This window comes from Pseudanabaena sp. BC1403 (assembly GCF_002914585.1).
In the GTDB taxonomy this organism is placed as follows: Bacteria; Cyanobacteriota; Cyanobacteriia; order Pseudanabaenales; family Pseudanabaenaceae; genus Pseudanabaena.
In genome coordinates this window covers 19,374-35,504 of the sequence record NZ_PDDM01000039.1, presented here as the reverse complement: position 1 = coordinate 35,504, position 16,131 = coordinate 19,374, and the positions used below count along the sequence as shown (strand labels likewise).

At 42.0% G+C, this 16,131-nt stretch carries 13 protein-coding genes and 2 pseudogenes; 6 read left to right on the top strand and 9 right to left on the bottom strand.

Features of this window, described 5'->3' with window-relative positions; translation table 11 throughout:
* The 3 genes from CQ839_RS22840 to CQ839_RS22830 all read left to right on the top strand — a co-directional run.
* Positions 1-761, top strand: a 761-nt coding sequence (locus CQ839_RS22840; RefSeq protein ID WP_146048793.1) for a class I SAM-dependent methyltransferase, incomplete at its 5' end; no start/stop codon positions are given.
* A gap of 24 nt (positions 762-785) precedes the next feature.
* Positions 786-1,589 carry a trans-aconitate 2-methyltransferase gene (locus tag CQ839_RS22835; RefSeq protein WP_103670602.1) on the top strand — a complete coding sequence of 268 codons (804 nt, stop codon included), beginning with the start codon at positions 786-788 and terminating at the stop codon, positions 1,587-1,589.
* Between the two features lie 204 nt (positions 1,590-1,793).
* A complete protein-coding gene (locus tag CQ839_RS22830; RefSeq protein WP_103670601.1) occupies positions 1,794-2,039 on the top strand; it encodes a hypothetical protein in 246 nt (81 codons plus the stop codon).
* On the opposite strand, the gene CQ839_RS22825 is transcribed toward CQ839_RS22830, so the two are convergent.
* Positions 2,036-3,301 (bottom strand): Y-family DNA polymerase, encoded by a 1,266-nt coding sequence (locus CQ839_RS22825; RefSeq protein WP_103670600.1) that lies wholly within the window; start codon positions 3,299-3,301, stop codon positions 2,036-2,038. The two genes, CQ839_RS22830 and CQ839_RS22825, sit on opposite strands and share 4 nt — an antisense overlap.
* Before the next feature lie 154 nt (positions 3,302-3,455).
* Between CQ839_RS22825 and CQ839_RS22820 the strand changes: the two genes are divergently transcribed.
* The gene (locus tag CQ839_RS22820) at positions 3,456-4,430 is read left to right on the top strand and encodes a phosphate ABC transporter substrate-binding protein (protein ID WP_181016307.1); all 975 of its coding nucleotides are present in this window, start codon (positions 3,456-3,458) and stop codon (positions 4,428-4,430) included.
* 98 nt (positions 4,431-4,528) lie between these two features.
* Here CQ839_RS22820 and CQ839_RS22815 read toward each other — a convergent pair whose 3' ends face one another.
* The 4 genes from CQ839_RS22815 to CQ839_RS22800 all read right to left on the bottom strand — a co-directional run bounded on the left by CQ839_RS22815 (position 4,529) and on the right by CQ839_RS22800 (position 8,167).
* Positions 4,529-4,717, bottom strand: coding sequence for a hypothetical protein (locus CQ839_RS22815; RefSeq protein ID WP_103670598.1), 189 nt, complete (start codon positions 4,715-4,717; stop codon positions 4,529-4,531).
* Between the two features lie 56 nt (positions 4,718-4,773).
* On the bottom strand, positions 4,774-6,339 hold the full coding sequence (locus CQ839_RS22810; protein ID WP_103670597.1) for a pyruvate kinase: 1,566 nt from the start codon (positions 6,337-6,339) through the stop codon (positions 4,774-4,776).
* A 70-nt stretch (positions 6,340-6,409) separates the two neighbouring features.
* Positions 6,410-7,393 (bottom strand): CHAD domain-containing protein, encoded by a 984-nt coding sequence (locus tag CQ839_RS22805; protein WP_103670596.1) that lies wholly within the window; start codon positions 7,391-7,393, stop codon positions 6,410-6,412.
* Positions 7,394-7,669: 276 nt separating this feature from the next.
* Entirely contained in the window at positions 7,670-8,167 is a 498-nt protein-coding gene (locus CQ839_RS22800) for a hypothetical protein (protein WP_103670595.1), read from the bottom strand.
* A gap of 99 nt (positions 8,168-8,266) precedes the next feature.
* Here CQ839_RS22800 and CQ839_RS22795 point away from each other — a divergent pair, with 99 nt between their 5' ends.
* Complete coding sequence (locus CQ839_RS22795) at positions 8,267-9,040, top strand: glucose 1-dehydrogenase (RefSeq protein WP_103670594.1); 774 nt, start codon at positions 8,267-8,269, stop codon at positions 9,038-9,040.
* 627 nt (positions 9,041-9,667) lie between these two features.
* Positions 9,668-11,008 (top strand): DUF4157 domain-containing protein, encoded by a 1,341-nt coding sequence (locus CQ839_RS22790; RefSeq protein WP_103670593.1) that lies wholly within the window; start codon positions 9,668-9,670, stop codon positions 11,006-11,008.
* A 171-nt stretch (positions 11,009-11,179) separates the two neighbouring features.
* Here the strand turns inward: CQ839_RS22790 and CQ839_RS22785 are convergent.
* The 4 genes and pseudogenes from CQ839_RS22785 to CQ839_RS22775 all read right to left on the bottom strand — a co-directional run bounded on the left by CQ839_RS22785 (position 11,180) and on the right by CQ839_RS22775 (position 16,093).
* A pseudogene (locus CQ839_RS22785) lies at positions 11,180-12,392 on the bottom strand (IS256 family transposase).
* A gap of 71 nt (positions 12,393-12,463) precedes the next feature.
* Positions 12,464-12,595 (bottom strand): hypothetical protein, encoded by a 132-nt coding sequence (locus tag CQ839_RS25830; RefSeq protein WP_258040845.1) that lies wholly within the window; start codon positions 12,593-12,595, stop codon positions 12,464-12,466.
* A gap of 260 nt (positions 12,596-12,855) precedes the next feature.
* Positions 12,856-14,904: pseudogene (locus CQ839_RS22780) on the bottom strand (ATP-dependent RecD-like DNA helicase); the annotation flags it as partial.
* Positions 14,905-14,935: 31 nt separating this feature from the next.
* Positions 14,936-16,093 carry a transposase gene (locus CQ839_RS22775; protein ID WP_103670607.1) on the bottom strand — a complete coding sequence of 386 codons (1,158 nt, stop codon included), beginning with the start codon at positions 16,091-16,093 and terminating at the stop codon, positions 14,936-14,938.
* Positions 16,094-16,131: the final 38 nt, after the last annotated feature.

Sequence of the window (16,131 nt, the reverse complement as noted above, 5' to 3'; positions counted from 1 at the left end):
AAACCTGTCTCCTGTTCTGTTGTTCGTTAATTGTCTATCCTAAGATCCTCCATCTTTTGGCTTCTTTTTATTCATGCAACAACGCCCTTCAAATTTCAAAGAAAATTAATGGTAATGTCCTAGAAATAGGATGTGGAACAGGTCGAATTACTACTCATCTTGCACAAAATGGTATCAAAATAACTGGAATTGATATCTCTGAAGACATGTTAAATATTGCCCGAAAAAAGTCTTCTCAGGTATCTTGGATTCACTCAGATATGAGAAATATTAATATCAATGATTTGTTTGATCTCATTATAATTCCCTATAATTGCTTCCTAATGCTTCTAAAATTTGATGATGCAGAAGCATGTTTAACATCTATACGAAAGCATTTGCGATTAGGGGGAAAGTTAGTTATTGACATTGCAAATCCATCACCAGAATATCTCTTCACGCTTTTGTATAACGAACAAAAGCATGTAAGCTCGATATTTGAACATCCTTATAATAAGAAAGTGATAGTTGCAAGGAGACAAAGAAAATATAATTCAGCTACTCAAATTTTATGTTTGCAACGCTCATTTAGATTCCTTGATTCTCAAGAGACAATAGATGATGAGCATTTTTATCGGATTTATTTCCCTCAAGAGATAGAAATTCTGCTGCATCATTGCAAGTTTACTGTTGAGCATAAGTATGGGGACTACAATTTTGAATCATTTATATCCGAATCACCTCAACAACTTTTAATTTGTTCTTCTGTACAAAATGATTAATACTAGTTCTAGGTTCCAAAAAAAATGAAAAAAGAACATATTGAACAATATTCTAGATTAGATCTTGTTCACCATGAACCTGCAATGCGACTTTTGAGTAGCCTAAATCTAAAAGGTGATGAGACAATCCTAGATATTTGTTGTGGTGATGGAAAGTTAACTGCTGCAATATCTTTGCTTGTTCCCAATGGTTCAGTGGTAGGAATTGATATCTCTGAAGAAATCATTAATTTTGCTACATCTAAATTTCCAAGAAGTGTGTACTCAAATCTTGATTTTGAAATTGGTGATGCAAAAAAGATGGATTTTTATGAAAGATTTGATCTGGTAGTGTCGTTTGGTTCTCTACATGCCATAACAGAGCATGAAACTATCCTAAAACGGATTTATACCAGTCTTAAACAGCATGGTAGATTAGCTATTCAATTTGCAGGTAAAGCAAAACCAAATGATTTCCAAAGCTTGATTATTACTTTGTTAAAATCCGAAAAATGGAAGAGCCAACTTACTGAAGAGGTTACATATAGTTTCTATGAAATAGAAGAATATCGCGAGATATTAAATTTATGTAAACTGCATAATGCAAAAATTGATATTAGTATTGGAGAAAGTAAATATCAACGAAAAGAAGATTTCTATTCTTATAGCTATGATGCATGGCTTTCTTTGAGCAGCAGAATACCTGAAGATTTATATGCAAGTTTTATAGATGATCTCGTTGAATTATATATTCAGTACAATCCACCCGATGATAATAATATTCTTCATGTAAAATTTATATGCTTAGAAGTTACTGCCACAAAAAATGAGTTGTTCCTTGGAAAATAGAAAGAGTAATATCTCAGCTGATTTGATATGAGAGATGGTAATTGAATCCTAATGTCAATCAAAGTAACAATGAATCAATAATTGTGACAGCGATCGCATATTCCCACAGCCAACATCACAGAATCATAGATTAGCGATCGCAACCCCAACCTTGATAGAACGAGATACTAATCCCATAGAGAAAACGTTCGCAGGGCAAAAGCAATGATCCTCAACTCACTAAGCCAAGTTCGCTCGATTGTAATCAACACCGTTGTTGGCACTGAACAGGCGATTATCTTTCTAGGTAAAATCTTTGTAGTCGATAAAGCTTATAACTCTCTCAAAGATGCGATCGCAGGATGCAGAAGAGATTTAGATTTGGGCATGGCAGTATTAATTGCACCTGACGCAAACCAGTTCAAGGTTTGGGTTTCGATTCCTAACGAATTGATTTTGCAAACTGCCTAACTTTTCACCACCAGTAACTCATCCCAACAACTCGTATATCTAGGCGATCGCATATCCGTTCTCATTTTCCAATCTTGCCTCATCCCCTCACTGGCAAAACGAATCGTGCCATTTCCATAGCGCCTATTGAGCGAGTCAATTACTGCCATTAACTTTTCATCGGGCTGATCGACTGCGGGTGATAGCAAATCCAACTGCACCGCATCAACCGAGCTAAGGTCATTGAGACTTACGCCACATTTTTTATAACTGAATCCTTCTCGAAATAAACTCGACATACAGAGCTTGGCAAACCGAATCAATACTTGAGAGCTATTCGTCGCCGTCGGGAGAGATACAGATATCGAATTACTATATTGCAAGTCATTGGGTTTGAATCGGTTAGTCGTCAGAAATACCCCTAGAACCGATGTTCGTAATTTCCGATGTCTCAACTTCGCCGCTGCCCTCGCTGCATGGTGGGCGATCGCTTCGTGCATTTGTTTGAGTGTAGTTACGGGCTGTCCGAACGATCGCGAACAAATCATATTCTTTTGCGGTGGGGCGATCGCTTCTAGTGGCAAGCATGATGAACCACGAAGTTCATGCACGATCCTGACACCGATAATGCCCATGATTTGTTTGATAAGCAATTCATTCGCATCTCTCAACTGAGCCGCTGTCGTGATGCCATGCGATCGCAAGCGCACACCTAAACGTCGATTTATTCCCCAAATATCTTCGATTTCGAGATTATTCAGTACGCGATCGCGAATATCATCGGTCAATAGTTCGGCAACACCACTTACAGATTTTTTGGCTACTCGATTGGCAACTTTGGATAAGACCTTTGTTGTCGCAATACCAATACCTGTAGGAATACCAGTCCATTTCAGAACTTTCTCTCGCAATTTCGCGCAAAGTTCTATTAGTCCATCGGTTCCCAAATGGGCGAAACCTGATAAATCTAAAAAGCATTCATCAATCGAATAAATCTCGATTTCTGGCACAGATGCGAAAAGCACATCATAAACGCGATGACTCAGATCTCCGTAAAGTTCGTAGTTTGATGAAAGTGCGATCGCTCCTGCGTTGTGAAGTACAGATTTATATTTGTGGTAAGGAGCACCCATCGGAATACCCAATGCTTTTGCTTCAGGCGATCGCGCCACGATGCAGCCGTCATTGTTCGACAGTACGACCACAGGTTTACCCTCAAGCGACGGGTCAAACACTCGCTCACAGCTAACATAGAAGCAATTACAGTCAACTAGAGCAAACATCTTTGATATCTGTACGAAAATCTTATTCTAGCAAGCTAGGGTTAAGACTGGTTTTTTGAATTTAAAGAAGACTCACCTAGAGATTTATTGATGGTTCTGAGTAAGCAGTCAAATTTGCGATACCGTTAAGAAAAGATTAGAAGCACTGAGAGATATGTCACAGGGTAAAGAAACAATAGTTTTGGTGCTATCGATGCTAATCACAGCAGGTGTAGCAGGTGGTGGTTACTTGTACTTTTCACAGCAAGGCAAGCAAGATCAGTCACCATCAACTCCTCAATCAACTACCCCAGTAAACTCAAGCAATCCCCCAAACAACCCTGTATCAGTTACAAGCTTGAATTTTGATACAACTTTGCCGAATCCCAGTATCTTGAGCATGGACGGCAGTACGACAATGGTCGCCCTCGTCAAAGATTTGCGTAATGCTTATAGTCAAATTAATCCTAATACTCCAACAACTTATGGTGTCCCTGACGGAAGTCCTACTGGTTCAAGCCAAGGCTTAAAAAATTTGATTAACGGCTCAGTAGCAATCGCGGCAACTTCTCGTCCACTGAAACCCGAAGAAGCTGAAGCAGGGATTCAATTAGTACCGATCGCTAAAGATGCGATCGCTATAGTGATCGGCATTAATAATCCGTTTAAAGGTGGATTAACCAAGGAGCAAGTACGCGATATTTATCAAGGCAAAATCACGAACTGGTCACAGGTTGGCGGCACAAATTTACCGATTAAAGTAATCAATCGCGGTTTGACAAGTGGAACGAGACAAGCTTTCCTTGATATTGTTTTGGCAGGACAACAATTTGCTCCTGATAGCACTAACTTCATTACATGGAAACAAGACGAGACGACAGCAATTTTGCGCGAGCTAGGAGATAACGGCATTAGTTATGCAACTACTACTCAAGTTGAAAAACAAGAGATCGTGCGGATTTTGTCGATTAATGGTGTAGCCCCAACTGATATCGAGGCTATAAAGTCTGGGAAATACCCCATCAGTCGCAGCTTATTTTTAGCGGCAAAAAGAACGACTAGTCCTGTTGTTAAACAATTTATCGAGTTTGCACTTTCTCCGCAGGGGCAACAAATTGGTCAGAATCTGGGATTTATTTCCGTGCAATAGTTTTTTGATCGTGAATGAGCCTGTTTAAAAGACAAAAGGTATGCACGATAGCGATTGATGAAGGGCAACCCAAATGATGATTAATATCGTTGAAAAGTTTATTGATGTGACTGGGTGGGGTAAATCGCCTTAACACGAACTTTTTGACTTTCTTTGTCCGCACCAACCACAATCCAATTAAGTGGTTTTCCATACTTAATCAATTCATCCTGAATCGCCTGATTTAGGGATGATACTGTGTAGTGATTTTGAAGATCGACTTCGATATTGATTAATTTTGTAGTCATAATAAATTACTCAAAAGCTAGGTAGATTAAAGAAAATCGATGCAATTGCTGGTCATTTACCAAGAGTGTAATGCTCGCAACTGGGGCGTTTTTTTCGACTGGTGGGCTTCCATCCGAGTTAGGACATCATCGAGAATTGTAATGGCTTCGGCAATAAAAGGACCTTTGTTTAACATCACGCACTCAGCACGTTCAGCCATAGCCGCGTCGGTCATCTCGCCGCGTGAAGGCGCTCCATCTTTGACCAAGCTTTCTAATACTTGTGTAGCCCAGATCACAGGTACATGGGCTGCTTCGCAAATCCAAAGAATTTCTTCTTGAATCTCCGTCAATCTTTGATATCCAATTTCAACGGCTAAGTCGCCTCTAGCAATCATCACACCAAATGATTGTTTACTTGCTGCATGGATGATGAGTTCTGGAAGATTGGAAACCGCGATCGCCGTTTCAATCTTTGCCACGATCGCAGGTATAGGGGTTCTGCCATCTAAGCGAAGACCTAACTCTTGTTGAAGTAAATCAATATCAGCAGGTTGCTGCACAAAAGAGTAACCAATCATATCTGCGTGAGTGGCGACAAAATCTAGATCGCTTAAATCTTTTGCCGTAAGAGGACTGAGCGATAAAATGGTTTTGGGAAAGTTCAATCCTTTTTCGGGGCGAAGTTTGACTCCTTTGGGGCTAGCATGGGTTACTTGAAGTAATAGCCCTAATTGCCCATCTGGTAATCGATATTGGGTGTCAACCACACGAGTCCGAATCTTGCCATCATCAATGTATACGGGTGCGTCAACTACTAATAAATCGAGGATTTCGGGAACCGTACAGCAAATTTGGAATTGGTCTATAGGTGATGCGATCGCCTCGCCTGTTTCTAATTTACTTGCAGATTTAGGTGCACATCGCGAGAGCAAGATGCGATCCCCACGAAATACCCGCTTTCGATCGGGTGGCTTAAGGACTTCTCCTGTGCGGATCTTAGGTCCCGCTAAGTCCATCATCACTTTACAAGAGGTTCCATTCTCCTGCGCTGCTCGACGAACATAAGCGATCATGGATTCCCATATTTCTGGATTGTCATGGGCGCAGTTAATTCGCACAGAGTTTGCGCCCCGTCGGATAATTTCGCGTACTAACTCATAGTCAGTAGCAGCTTCCGTGGGCAATGTAACCATAATTCTGACCCGCCGATGGGGACAAGCTGTCCCAAATAATTCCTTGGTATGCTGGAGAAGTAAACGATTGCCTTCAAAAAAGGATTCTAGTGGTTGACGGTGAAAACTTTCAGTGGAGTAGTTGCCACACATTACTTCTAGCGCCGCAATCACAGCATCAAGATTGGGCAATACCCTTGCTTCAATCCTTCCTAACGAAGACAATCCCCAAGGCATTAATGCAGATTGGAGTTCGCGGAGGTCGTACTGACGTAATGCAAGGTATTGAGCTAGATTCAAGGCACTTGGGAGAAATTCAGCCCGATGAATGCCCGATTGCCATTTATTAAAGGTAATGGCTCCTTCACTTTCAACCTTCTGGCGTAGTGCTTGAAGAGTAGATAGCAGTATATGAGGACTTGATAAAAACTGGGGATCGATACTAACTGGTGAAGTTTGGCTAATCATATATCAAAGGTTCCTAAATCTAAATATTCGCAGGATAGTTCCGAATGATTTAATGTCTCTGATGCGCTAGTTATGCATGTACAATATCTATCGGTGTTGAGAGTAGAGATCGCAATGATTGGCGAAAGTCTAAGGAGAGATAACGCTGCTGAATGGGCTGCCAATTTTGCCAAAATGTGATTTGCTCCTGCTCCATTGTCTGGTTTACAGTGGGTAGCACCTTTGCCAAATCTGCATTCAATGTCGATTCTAAAAACTGACGCAAGACTTCACGATCATGAAGTTGCCCCAAGATTTCTTGGATCGACTTAAACTCCTCAATTCTCTCAAGGTATGAAGCCTCATAAAAGCCTGAAAAGAACTCCGCTTGATAGCGAATACCTTTCATTTGTTTGCGTAGGTCATGGAGAGCATTAACAAATTGCTTTAGTTGTTGATGCAACTCCTCAGAATTTTCAATAGAAATCACGATGACTTTTTCTGCCTGAATAGTTGTTCCTACCAGCCACCCTTGGTGGAGAAAAAGTTGACAGATTAATGGAAGTAGCAAGTCGGGCAAAACTTCTCGAACTACCAAATCGCCGATCATTGTATATCTCGGTCGATCTAGCCAAGATTGGATACCCTGCTTTAAGTCGTAATAGCGATCGCCATTCAACGTCTTCTGTAAATCGAGAAAGCTGCGATCGCGTTTTTTCTGCAAACGTTTCAAAACTTTATCAAACTTTGGTGTTTCTGTATTGTCCAATAAAGGCTGATAGTGGTTTATCAATTCTTGTTGAAGTACATCTAAATCGCGGGTTTCTCCTAAACTTTTAGCGATTTTTCCGATGGATGGATTGCTTAGAGCCTTTGGTAAGACGATTGCAGAGCCAAATATTTGAATAGCTGTTCTCAAACGGCGCATCCCGACTCGCATCTGATGCAACGGTTCGGGATCTTTATCTTCAAAGATGCCTTTTTCTTGTTCGACAATCTTCTGAAAGTTTTGTTGAATGATTTGATAACTGTACTCACCCAGCTTAATCGATAAATCTAATGGCTGGTGCTTCATACAAATTCACCTTGCATTATTAGTTTATTGAGAAACAAAATTAATTTTGTTTTTAATCTCAACGATCCTATTATCGCACTTGCTGAACTTTCTACTCTCTACCCAAACATTTTTATATGCTTATGAAGATTTGCCGAATGGCAAGCTAAATATGATTAAGTTCAGCTAACGGTAGATTGTTTCAACATAAATGTTTACACTCACAAAAAAGCGATCGCTACCTTTGGCGATCGCTTTTTTGTCTGGAAGCTCATAAAGATATTTCACTAGAACTGTCTAAATTCTGTAGCTAAAAACCTTAACCCCAATACCTTTATTTCTCGCCTTATCAATCGTGTCTTGCGTCCCTTCACTATCATTAATTTGAAAAGCTATGAGTTCATCGGCAATATCGATGATTTGAGTAATGCGATTAAAATACGCTTCTTTATCAATGACTTGGGCAATCCCTTCAACTAAGCAACCCATTGCTCTCACCATTTCTAGTTGCAGAATCAGAGATTCTGCTTGCTTATGATTAATTACACCTTCGCTAGCACGATTCAAATAGTGAGCGCTGTATATCTCCAACGTAGACGGGATAATAATCTTTAATCGACTAGCATCAACACCAGCTTGTAAGGCTTCATCAGTCGCAAAGAAATCCACACCTAAAGCACCACCCGAAACAAGCCCATTGCCAAGGACAAGCAGCGATCGCACTTCCTCTCGCACTCTGCTTTCTATGTCAAGATTAGTTTGTCGCCAACTCCCTGCGATCGCAGTCCATTTCATAGGGTAGTGATCGACTTTTATCTGATTACGTTAAGGTTACACTCTAGCAGAACATATTAAGATCTACGCACTGAACCCTACTTTACTTGTTATAAATCTATGAATAGAAAATTTGATGACCAAATTGTTTTAGTTACGGGTGGGAGTTCAGGTATTGGGAGAGCCACGGCGATCGCTTTTGCTAAAGAAGGAGCGCAAGTTGTTATTGCAGATATAGATTCTATTGGTGGTGATGAGACGATTCGTATTATTCAAGAAAACGGTGGTAAGGCTAAGTTCATTTATACAGATGTGTCTCAAACTCAATCCGTAGAATCACTCATTACTTCTATTTTCAGTACATTCGGTCATTTAGACTGTGCTTTCAATAATGCTGGAGTTAGTTCTCAAACTAAAGCTTTAACGGCTGAATCTCTCGAAGATGATTGGGAGCGCATTATTTCTATTAACCTTAAGGGCGTATGGCTTTGTATGAAGTATGAGCTACTTCAGATGCAGTCTCAGGGCAAGGGGATAATCGTTAATACTGCTTCTACGGCTGGATTAATTGCTCATGCTGGGCATTGTGCTTATGCTGCCAGTAAGCATGGAATTTTGGGACTTACAAGAACGGCTGCTCTTGAATATGCTCAAACTGGGATTCGGATTAATGCGGTTTGTCCTGGTTATATTCGTACTCCAATGCTGGAAAGGGGAATGCATCGTGATGGAGGTAGCAATGCACTGGAAATGGCAATGATTGCTAAACAACCTTCGGGTCGTCTAGGGACTGCTGAAGAAGTTGCCGAGACTGTACTTTGGCTTTGTTCTGATTCTGCTTCATACATTATGGGGCAAAGTATTGTCATAGACGGTGGATTAAGTGTCCAATAGAAGACACTAGTTTCCCAAACCCCTATGACAAAGCACCCTAACCAAATTGACTAGGGTGCTTTTGATTTAATTCAGATCCTTATCGATACCAGTAGGAAAACCTACTATCCCAATTTTTCACTAGAACAATTCAATCATGGAACTAAAGTCTGCAAAACCAAAATCTCGGCTCAGATACCTACGCCTATTATTTTTCATCCCTGCGATCATCGCTTTATTGACTATGGCATATTGCATCTGGCAGATATTTCCTTGATTCGTGGCGATGGCGATCGCTGGTCCGATCGCTGGTTATTCGATTATGCAGATAATTCCACTGTTTATTAGTTTTATGGATAGGCGATCGCGGTTCTAGTGGAAAATTGAAATCAGCATTTCCACGTTTAAAGGGTGTAAATATTTACAGTGGATTGTAACGGTTAGCGATCCTAGTCGCGATCGCAAGCTTATAAATACTTTGCAAATAATTTATAAATAACACCTTTACCAAATATTTTGCTGATATAATGTTTCGCAATACATCGGGAATTTTTCAACAAGACAATCGGCATTGTCAGGCAGTGTTACTCACAATTGTGGGATTTAAATAACTGAAGTATTGAGTAAGTAAATTTATGGGTTACTAACATGTTTACGTCAGATTTTGAAAAAAAGCCTACCCAATCTACAGCTTCAGTAAAACCCACAACTTCGTTTTTCCAAACTAGAGCCTTTGCCCCACCACAGACGGATGAATCCGCCCCCCCTCCTCAATATAGATATTCTGAAAATATTCAAGAAAAACTAATCAATCAACCCAGCACGCAGTCGTCTGATACACGCATTCAAGCAAAACCCAAAGAACCCTTGAGGGCGATCGCAAGCTTAAGGGAGATCCAAGCTAAATTGAATATTGGTGAACCAAACGATAAGTATGAAAAAGAAGCAGATGTGACTGCGGCAAGGGTTGTTCATCAAATTAATTCTCCCAATAATCCATCAGTCAATTCATCCATTCAAGATCCACCAATTCAACGCCAAGAATTGGGGGAAGAACAAGAATTGGGAGAAAGGCAAAAATTACAAAGGAAGCCTTTATTGCAAAGATTGCAAAGACGGAAAGATATTGCTAAAGGAGAAGCATCATCGGATTTAGAGTCATCAATTCAAAGTGCAAGGGGGCGTGGTCAGTCCCTAGATAAAAAACTGCAACGGTCAATGGGACAAGCGATGGCAGCAGACTTTAGTAATGTGACGGTACATACAGATTCACAGTCTGACCAATTAAATAAGTCAATTCAGGCAAAAGCATTTACAACAGGTCAAGATGTATTTTTTAGGCAAGGGGAATATAACCCAAACAGTAAATCTGGGCAGGAATTGATTGCTCATGAGTTGACTCATGTGGTGCAGCAAGATGCCAATAAAATAAAACGGATGATGAATGAAGATGAAAGCCCGAAGACCATACAGAAAATAGTCAGAGAGGTTAAGGAGGAGAAAGGTTGGACAGGTGCTAATTACAGTGAGGACTGGGAGTGTATAAATATATGCAATGAGGTGAAGCAAAGAATTTCCGGGTGGGAGTTATGTACAGTGTCTGGCTATGTGTTAGTAGCAGGAGGAATAATACCTGAAGGGACGAGGAATGGGAATACGGGAGGGATAGAGAACTATTGGAGGTTTGAGATGCACGTCTACCTGCGCAATAATGATGGTGAATTATACGATCCAACGTTTGAAAGAGCAATCGAGGAGGGCGACATAGAGGTAGGTGTGAAGGACGAAGGTATGTGGGGCGGGGAAGATACAGAGTTTGATTATTGGAGGTTTGATATGGGAGGTGGGATGGTTGGCACGGGAGGAGAATCGGGGTGTTTCTACCTATTCCCCACGGAGAAACTGCTGATTGAAGCGGTGGCAGATCACACTACGGATGTAGGAAGATTTTGGCAGGTAATTGATAGTGACGATGACGAAGAGGAATAGCAAGATTTTCTGGTCACGGTAATCATTGGACCGATCGCAGGATATTCGATCTTGCAACTGGTTAGATTTTTCACTGAATAAAAAAACGATCGCCGTTTGCGGACAGCGATCGCTTCTAAATGTGATGGGGATTCGTTGAGACTGTCAAGCAAAGTGTGTAAAATCTAGAAACTAGAGTGAGAGGCGATCCTCGAAAAGGATGGCAAATCGATTAAGAGCAGGTTTCCAATCACGAATCGGCATTGTCCATTTCTTGGAGATATTCCGCATCGCCAAATAGACCAGTTTGAAAGCAGCCTCATCAGATGGAAAAATCTGTTGAGACTTAATCACCTTCCGCAAACTGCTATTCATTGACTCAATGGCATTGGTGGTATAAATCGCCCTGCGAATCTCAGGCGGGAAAGCAAAGAAGGGAATAATATTTGCCCAATGACTGCGCCAAGACTTAGAGATCGACGGATATTGCTTGTCCCATTTTTCAGCAAACAACTCCAGGTTAAACTCTGCTTCTGATTCCGTCGCAGCGGCATAAATTGCCTTGAGATCTGCACAAACTTGCTTACGCTGTTGCCAAGGGACAAAAGCGACCGAGTTACGCACCATGTGAACAATACATAACTGTACCTGAGTTTTGGGAAACACAGTTTCGATAGCATTAGGAAAACCAGTTAAACCATCAACGCAAGCAATCAAAATATCTTTGACTCCACGGTTGTGAATTTCGGTGAGTACCGACAACCAGAACTTTGCACCCTCCCAATCGAGAAATCCACATACCCAATAATTCCTTGTACCCGTCCATGTTTACCGCTAAGGCAAAGTACAGGGACTTATTAATTACCCTGCCATTGTCTCGAACTTTGATCACTAAACAGTCCAGAAATACGATTGGATAAACCGCATCGAGGGGACGGTTTTGCCATTGCTTCACCTCATCGATTATGGCATTAGTGACATTGGAAATGAGCGTTGGTGATACTTCGACTCCATACATTTCTTGCAACTGGGCTTGGATATCTCTGACACTCATCCCTCTGGCATACAGGGCAATCATCTTTTCATCTAGTCCTGACAAGCGGCTTTGTCCTTTCTTTACCAGATGCGGTTCAAACTCGCCTTGGCGATCGCGGGGGATGGTTATCTCTGCTACTCCAAAGTCTCCTTGAATAGTTCTCTGGCTATAGCCATTGCGACTGTTGGTTTGTCCTTCTGGTCTACTTTCATGCTTGCCGTAGCCCAGATGCGTGGATAGTTCTGCTTCTAATGCTCTCTCTACCAATGCAGTCGTCAGTTGCTTCAGAATTCCTCCTTCTCCGAATAGGTCGGGTGGAGTTTTACATTCTTGCAGCAATTCATCGAGTAGTTCTTTACGAATATTCATCTTTTTTGGTGTCAGTAATTGTGTGTCTTGATTATCTCTCTGTATACTTCCCAGACTTTACACAGATTACTTTACACTCTCGATTCGTTAGTTTTTTTGCCCAGTAAGGCATCCAAATCTATACCAATATCGCTCAGATTTGCAGCCTTAAGCAAGTTAGTTAGTTGCCACCCGCTTATCCATTCTTGCAATCGAGTCGTCATTAATCATCCGATCACTGATCATGTCACCCATTCTTTCTAGTAAATCTGCATATCGCCCATTATCGAGTTTGCACTTTCTCCTCAGGAGCAACAAATTGGGCAGAATCTGGGATTTATTTTAGTGCAATAAATCGGTAATGTTTTAGACTTTTTGGAAAGCAAATAGGACTCATAAGACAAGAAAGTTAGCTGGGTTAGATTTTCTGCTTTTAGTAAATTTTGTGATTCAATGAGTCTGAAAAGCTTCCTAGAGGCGTAACTTAGGATTGAGAATCTGCAAACTTCGCTAACCGTTTCGCTAGATAAGTATATCTCTGCCGATCGCTGACTTGTCTGACAGCCAGCCCGATCGCCTTAGACTCCCCGACAATAATGGCAAGCTTTCGCGCACGAGTCAGTCCAGTGTAGAAAAGATTACGAGAAAGCATCAGAAAATGCTGCATAAACAGAGGCATGATTACCACAGGATATTCGCTGCCCTGTGCCTTATGAATCGTCGTCGCTCTCGCGAGAGCAATCTCATTAAGATCGGCATAATCATAGACCACTTGCCGATCGCCAAATACCACCGTAACTTCACGCTCCTCCAAATCGACACCCGTAATCGTGCCAATGTCACCATTAAAAACCTCACGATTATAGTCATTCACCTGCTGCATAATGCGATCGCCCAAACGAAAGATCGTGTTGCCGTACTTAATTTCGGGCTTTATCGCATCAGGAGGATTGAGTAATTGTTGCAAGACAACATTGAGATTGCGCGTACCCACATCACCTCTAGTCATCGGACAGAGAACTTGCATATCTTGCTGAGGGTCAAAGCCCAGACTCGGTAACAACTCCGTAATAATGTCACAAATACCCTGCTGACCAGCTTCAGCATTCGGCATTTCCAGCCAGAGGCAATCGGATTGGGGCTGATTAGAGACTTTTTCCATGTTTGGAAACTTACCCGTATTGATGTGGTGAGCATTCTGGATAATTTGACTTGCTTGAGCTTGCCGAAATACCTCAGTGAGCGTAATCACAGGGACTTGCTGAGAATCAATCAAATCTTTGAGAACATTGCCCGCACCAACACTGGGAAGTTGATCGGTATCGCCGACAAGAAGCAGTTGAGCGCCCAAGGGAATCGCCTTCACCAGAGAAAAAGCTAGAAACAGATCCAGCATCGATGCTTCATCAATACCGATCGCCTGAGCGGTCAGAGGATAGTCCTGATTGCGTTTAAAGCCCATTGATTTTGGGTCAAACTCTAGAAAACGGTGAATTGTCTTAGCCTCACAACCCGTGACTTCCTGTAATCGTTGAGCCGCCCGACCCGTCGGTGAAGCGAGAGCAATCTCCTTACCCATCGCTTTCCAGAGCGCGACAATCGTGCGGGTGGTGGTAGTCTTCCCTGTCCCTGGTCCGCCTGTGAGAATTAACACCGATGAAGTTGCTGCCATCTCCACGGCTTCGCGTTGTTTGGGCGAGAGTTGGATATTTCTTTGGGTGGTGTAGCGCTCAATCCAAGCTTTGACCCGTTCAGGATCTGGATTGTGTTTGCGTTGCAATAGTTGATAAACCCGTTCAGCAAGATTTTGTTCGGTATGGAAGTAAGTGGGTTTATAGCAGATGAACTCTCCTTCTAAGCCTTGCATCACCAAGCGATCGTTGATGGAGAGACTTAGAACAATCTTAGAGATAGTTTCAGGATCTGGCTGATAGTCTTCGAGAGCGAGCAGTTTGATCGCTTTCTCTTCTAGTTCAGGGCGCGGTAAATAGCAATGACCATCTTCAGCAGCTTCCCCTAAACAATGGAAGATACCCGCAATGCTGCGAAACTCAGAACTAACTTCAATACCAATATTCCGAGCAATCTGATCGGCAGTAAAGAAACCAATGCCATAGATATCCGTCGCCAGTTGATAAGGATTTTCGGAAACGGTCTGAATGGAATCATTACCATAATGCTTGAAAATCTTGACTGCATAGGTGGTGGATACTCCATGTCCTTGCAGAAATACCATGACCTCCTTAATTGCCTTTTGAGTTTCCCAAGCAGTTTTGATCATCTTCACCCGTTTCTTGGCAATGCCAGGAACTTCAATCAGGCGGTCAATCTCATGTTCAATGATGTCAAGGGTATCCAAGCCAAAATGAGCGACGATACGTTTAGCGGTGACTGGTCCCACGCCTTTAATCAGACCACTGCCAAGATATTTCTCAATTCCTGTAATCGTGGCGGGTTTAGTTTCACGGTATCGCGTGACTTGGAATTGGTCGCCAAATTTAGGATGCGATCGCCATGTGCCTTCTAGGGCAAGAGCTTAGTGGTGCAGAAAACTTAGGCGAGTCTCATCTTGAGACAGTGGTAACACGAGAAAATTCAATACGAAAATCTAACATTTCTCGTTTGGCAATAGAAGCACAGGCAGGAGGAGGGTTACTTTTAGGCAAAATCTCTAATTGAGGAAGTAGTTTCTGCTGGTAAAGAAGGCTGTGAAGTTGACGAAGACCGAGTTGCAGAAAACTCAAACCGCGATGATCATGCCAATCAATCCAAGCCCTTTGCCCCAAACGCACCAACATCATACCGAGAATCAAAGCAATCAAGGAAGCCGTGGCAAGGAGCATAAATAAACAAGTGAGAGCTTGAGCATCACGAAGATGAGAGCTAACAATATCAAAAGCCCCAGACTTGTAATCCTTAAAATGAGGCTCAATCCCACCGAAGCGTCTGCCATAAAGAGCAAAGGTCTGTAATGATGGCGAAATAGCGGTAAGTACAGCCCATGAACCGTTAGCCATTGCTAGATTTGCCGTAGCTAAGTGACAATTAATATCACCCAGCACCGTAACATCAGGGAATAGATAAGCTTGCTCTGAGGGTGGTATCAGTTGTTCCACACTCTTGGTTGAACCTGTGGCTAAAGTCACTTGCAGATCGGTCTTTGCTCGAATTGCCCAAGACCATCGATTTCGATTTAACCAACGGATTAATTCCCCATGTTCAAAACCTCGGTCAGCAAGTAAGGTCACCGTGCTTTTCGGTGGCAATAGGGTAAGGACTTGCTCTAATACTGGACGATAATCCTCAAAGCCAACTGTGGCGCTGCGATGTTCCAGCACTACTTGTGCCAAGCAAATCGACCGTCCTCCCCAAATCAAGCATACTTCTATCAAACAAAATTTATCCCATAGCATACTCGTATCTAGAGCCACTTCTAACGATGCTCCTGCAAATGCTTGCAGAAAGTGCTTCAGCAATGGGTTATAGAATGTTTCAGCTATGATGCGCGGATTATGCACAAAGTAGTTTAGTCTTTCCATTTGGCTCCTTGCTTTGCAGTCCCGATGGCTCAAATAGGGCAACCAATGACTCAGACTTGCACTTCCTGATTGTAATATTGCGGCTACTGCCTCAGCAAATCCTTGCAGATGTCGTTTATCTTTTGGCTTAATCCATTGACGCATTTGTTGTTGTAGTTGAAGATAGAGGTGGGGTATTTGCATCAGAACTTTTGTTGAGGAACTTGAGTATCTCATGTTTT

Excerpts from the sequence above, each read along its gene's own strand:
- CQ839_RS25830 (WP_258040845.1), bottom strand. The coding sequence starts at position 12,595 with ATGACGACTCGATTGCAAGAATGGATAAGCGGGTGGCAACTAACTAAC.
- CQ839_RS22775 (WP_103670607.1), bottom strand. The coding sequence starts at position 16,093 with ATGCAAATACCCCACCTCTATCTTCAACTACAACAACAAATGCGTCAA.
- CQ839_RS22820 (WP_181016307.1), top strand. The coding sequence starts at position 3,456 with ATGTCACAGGGTAAAGAAACAATAGTTTTGGTGCTATCGATGCTAATC.
- CQ839_RS22835 (WP_103670602.1), top strand. The coding sequence starts at position 786 with ATGAAAAAAGAACATATTGAACAATATTCTAGATTAGATCTTGTTCAC.
- CQ839_RS22810 (WP_103670597.1), bottom strand. The coding sequence starts at position 6,339 with ATGATTAGCCAAACTTCACCAGTTAGTATCGATCCCCAGTTTTTATCA.
- CQ839_RS22815 (WP_103670598.1), bottom strand. The coding sequence starts at position 4,717 with ATGACTACAAAATTAATCAATATCGAAGTCGATCTTCAAAATCACTAC.
- CQ839_RS22805 (WP_103670596.1), bottom strand. The coding sequence starts at position 7,393 with ATGAAGCACCAGCCATTAGATTTATCGATTAAGCTGGGTGAGTACAGT.
- CQ839_RS22825 (WP_103670600.1), bottom strand. The coding sequence starts at position 3,301 with ATGTTTGCTCTAGTTGACTGTAATTGCTTCTATGTTAGCTGTGAGCGA.
- CQ839_RS22800 (WP_103670595.1), bottom strand. The coding sequence starts at position 8,167 with ATGAAATGGACTGCGATCGCAGGGAGTTGGCGACAAACTAATCTTGAC.
- CQ839_RS22790 (WP_103670593.1), top strand. The coding sequence starts at position 9,668 with ATGTTTACGTCAGATTTTGAAAAAAAGCCTACCCAATCTACAGCTTCA.
- CQ839_RS22795 (WP_103670594.1), top strand. The coding sequence starts at position 8,267 with ATGAATAGAAAATTTGATGACCAAATTGTTTTAGTTACGGGTGGGAGT.
- CQ839_RS22830 (WP_103670601.1), top strand. The coding sequence starts at position 1,794 with ATGATCCTCAACTCACTAAGCCAAGTTCGCTCGATTGTAATCAACACC.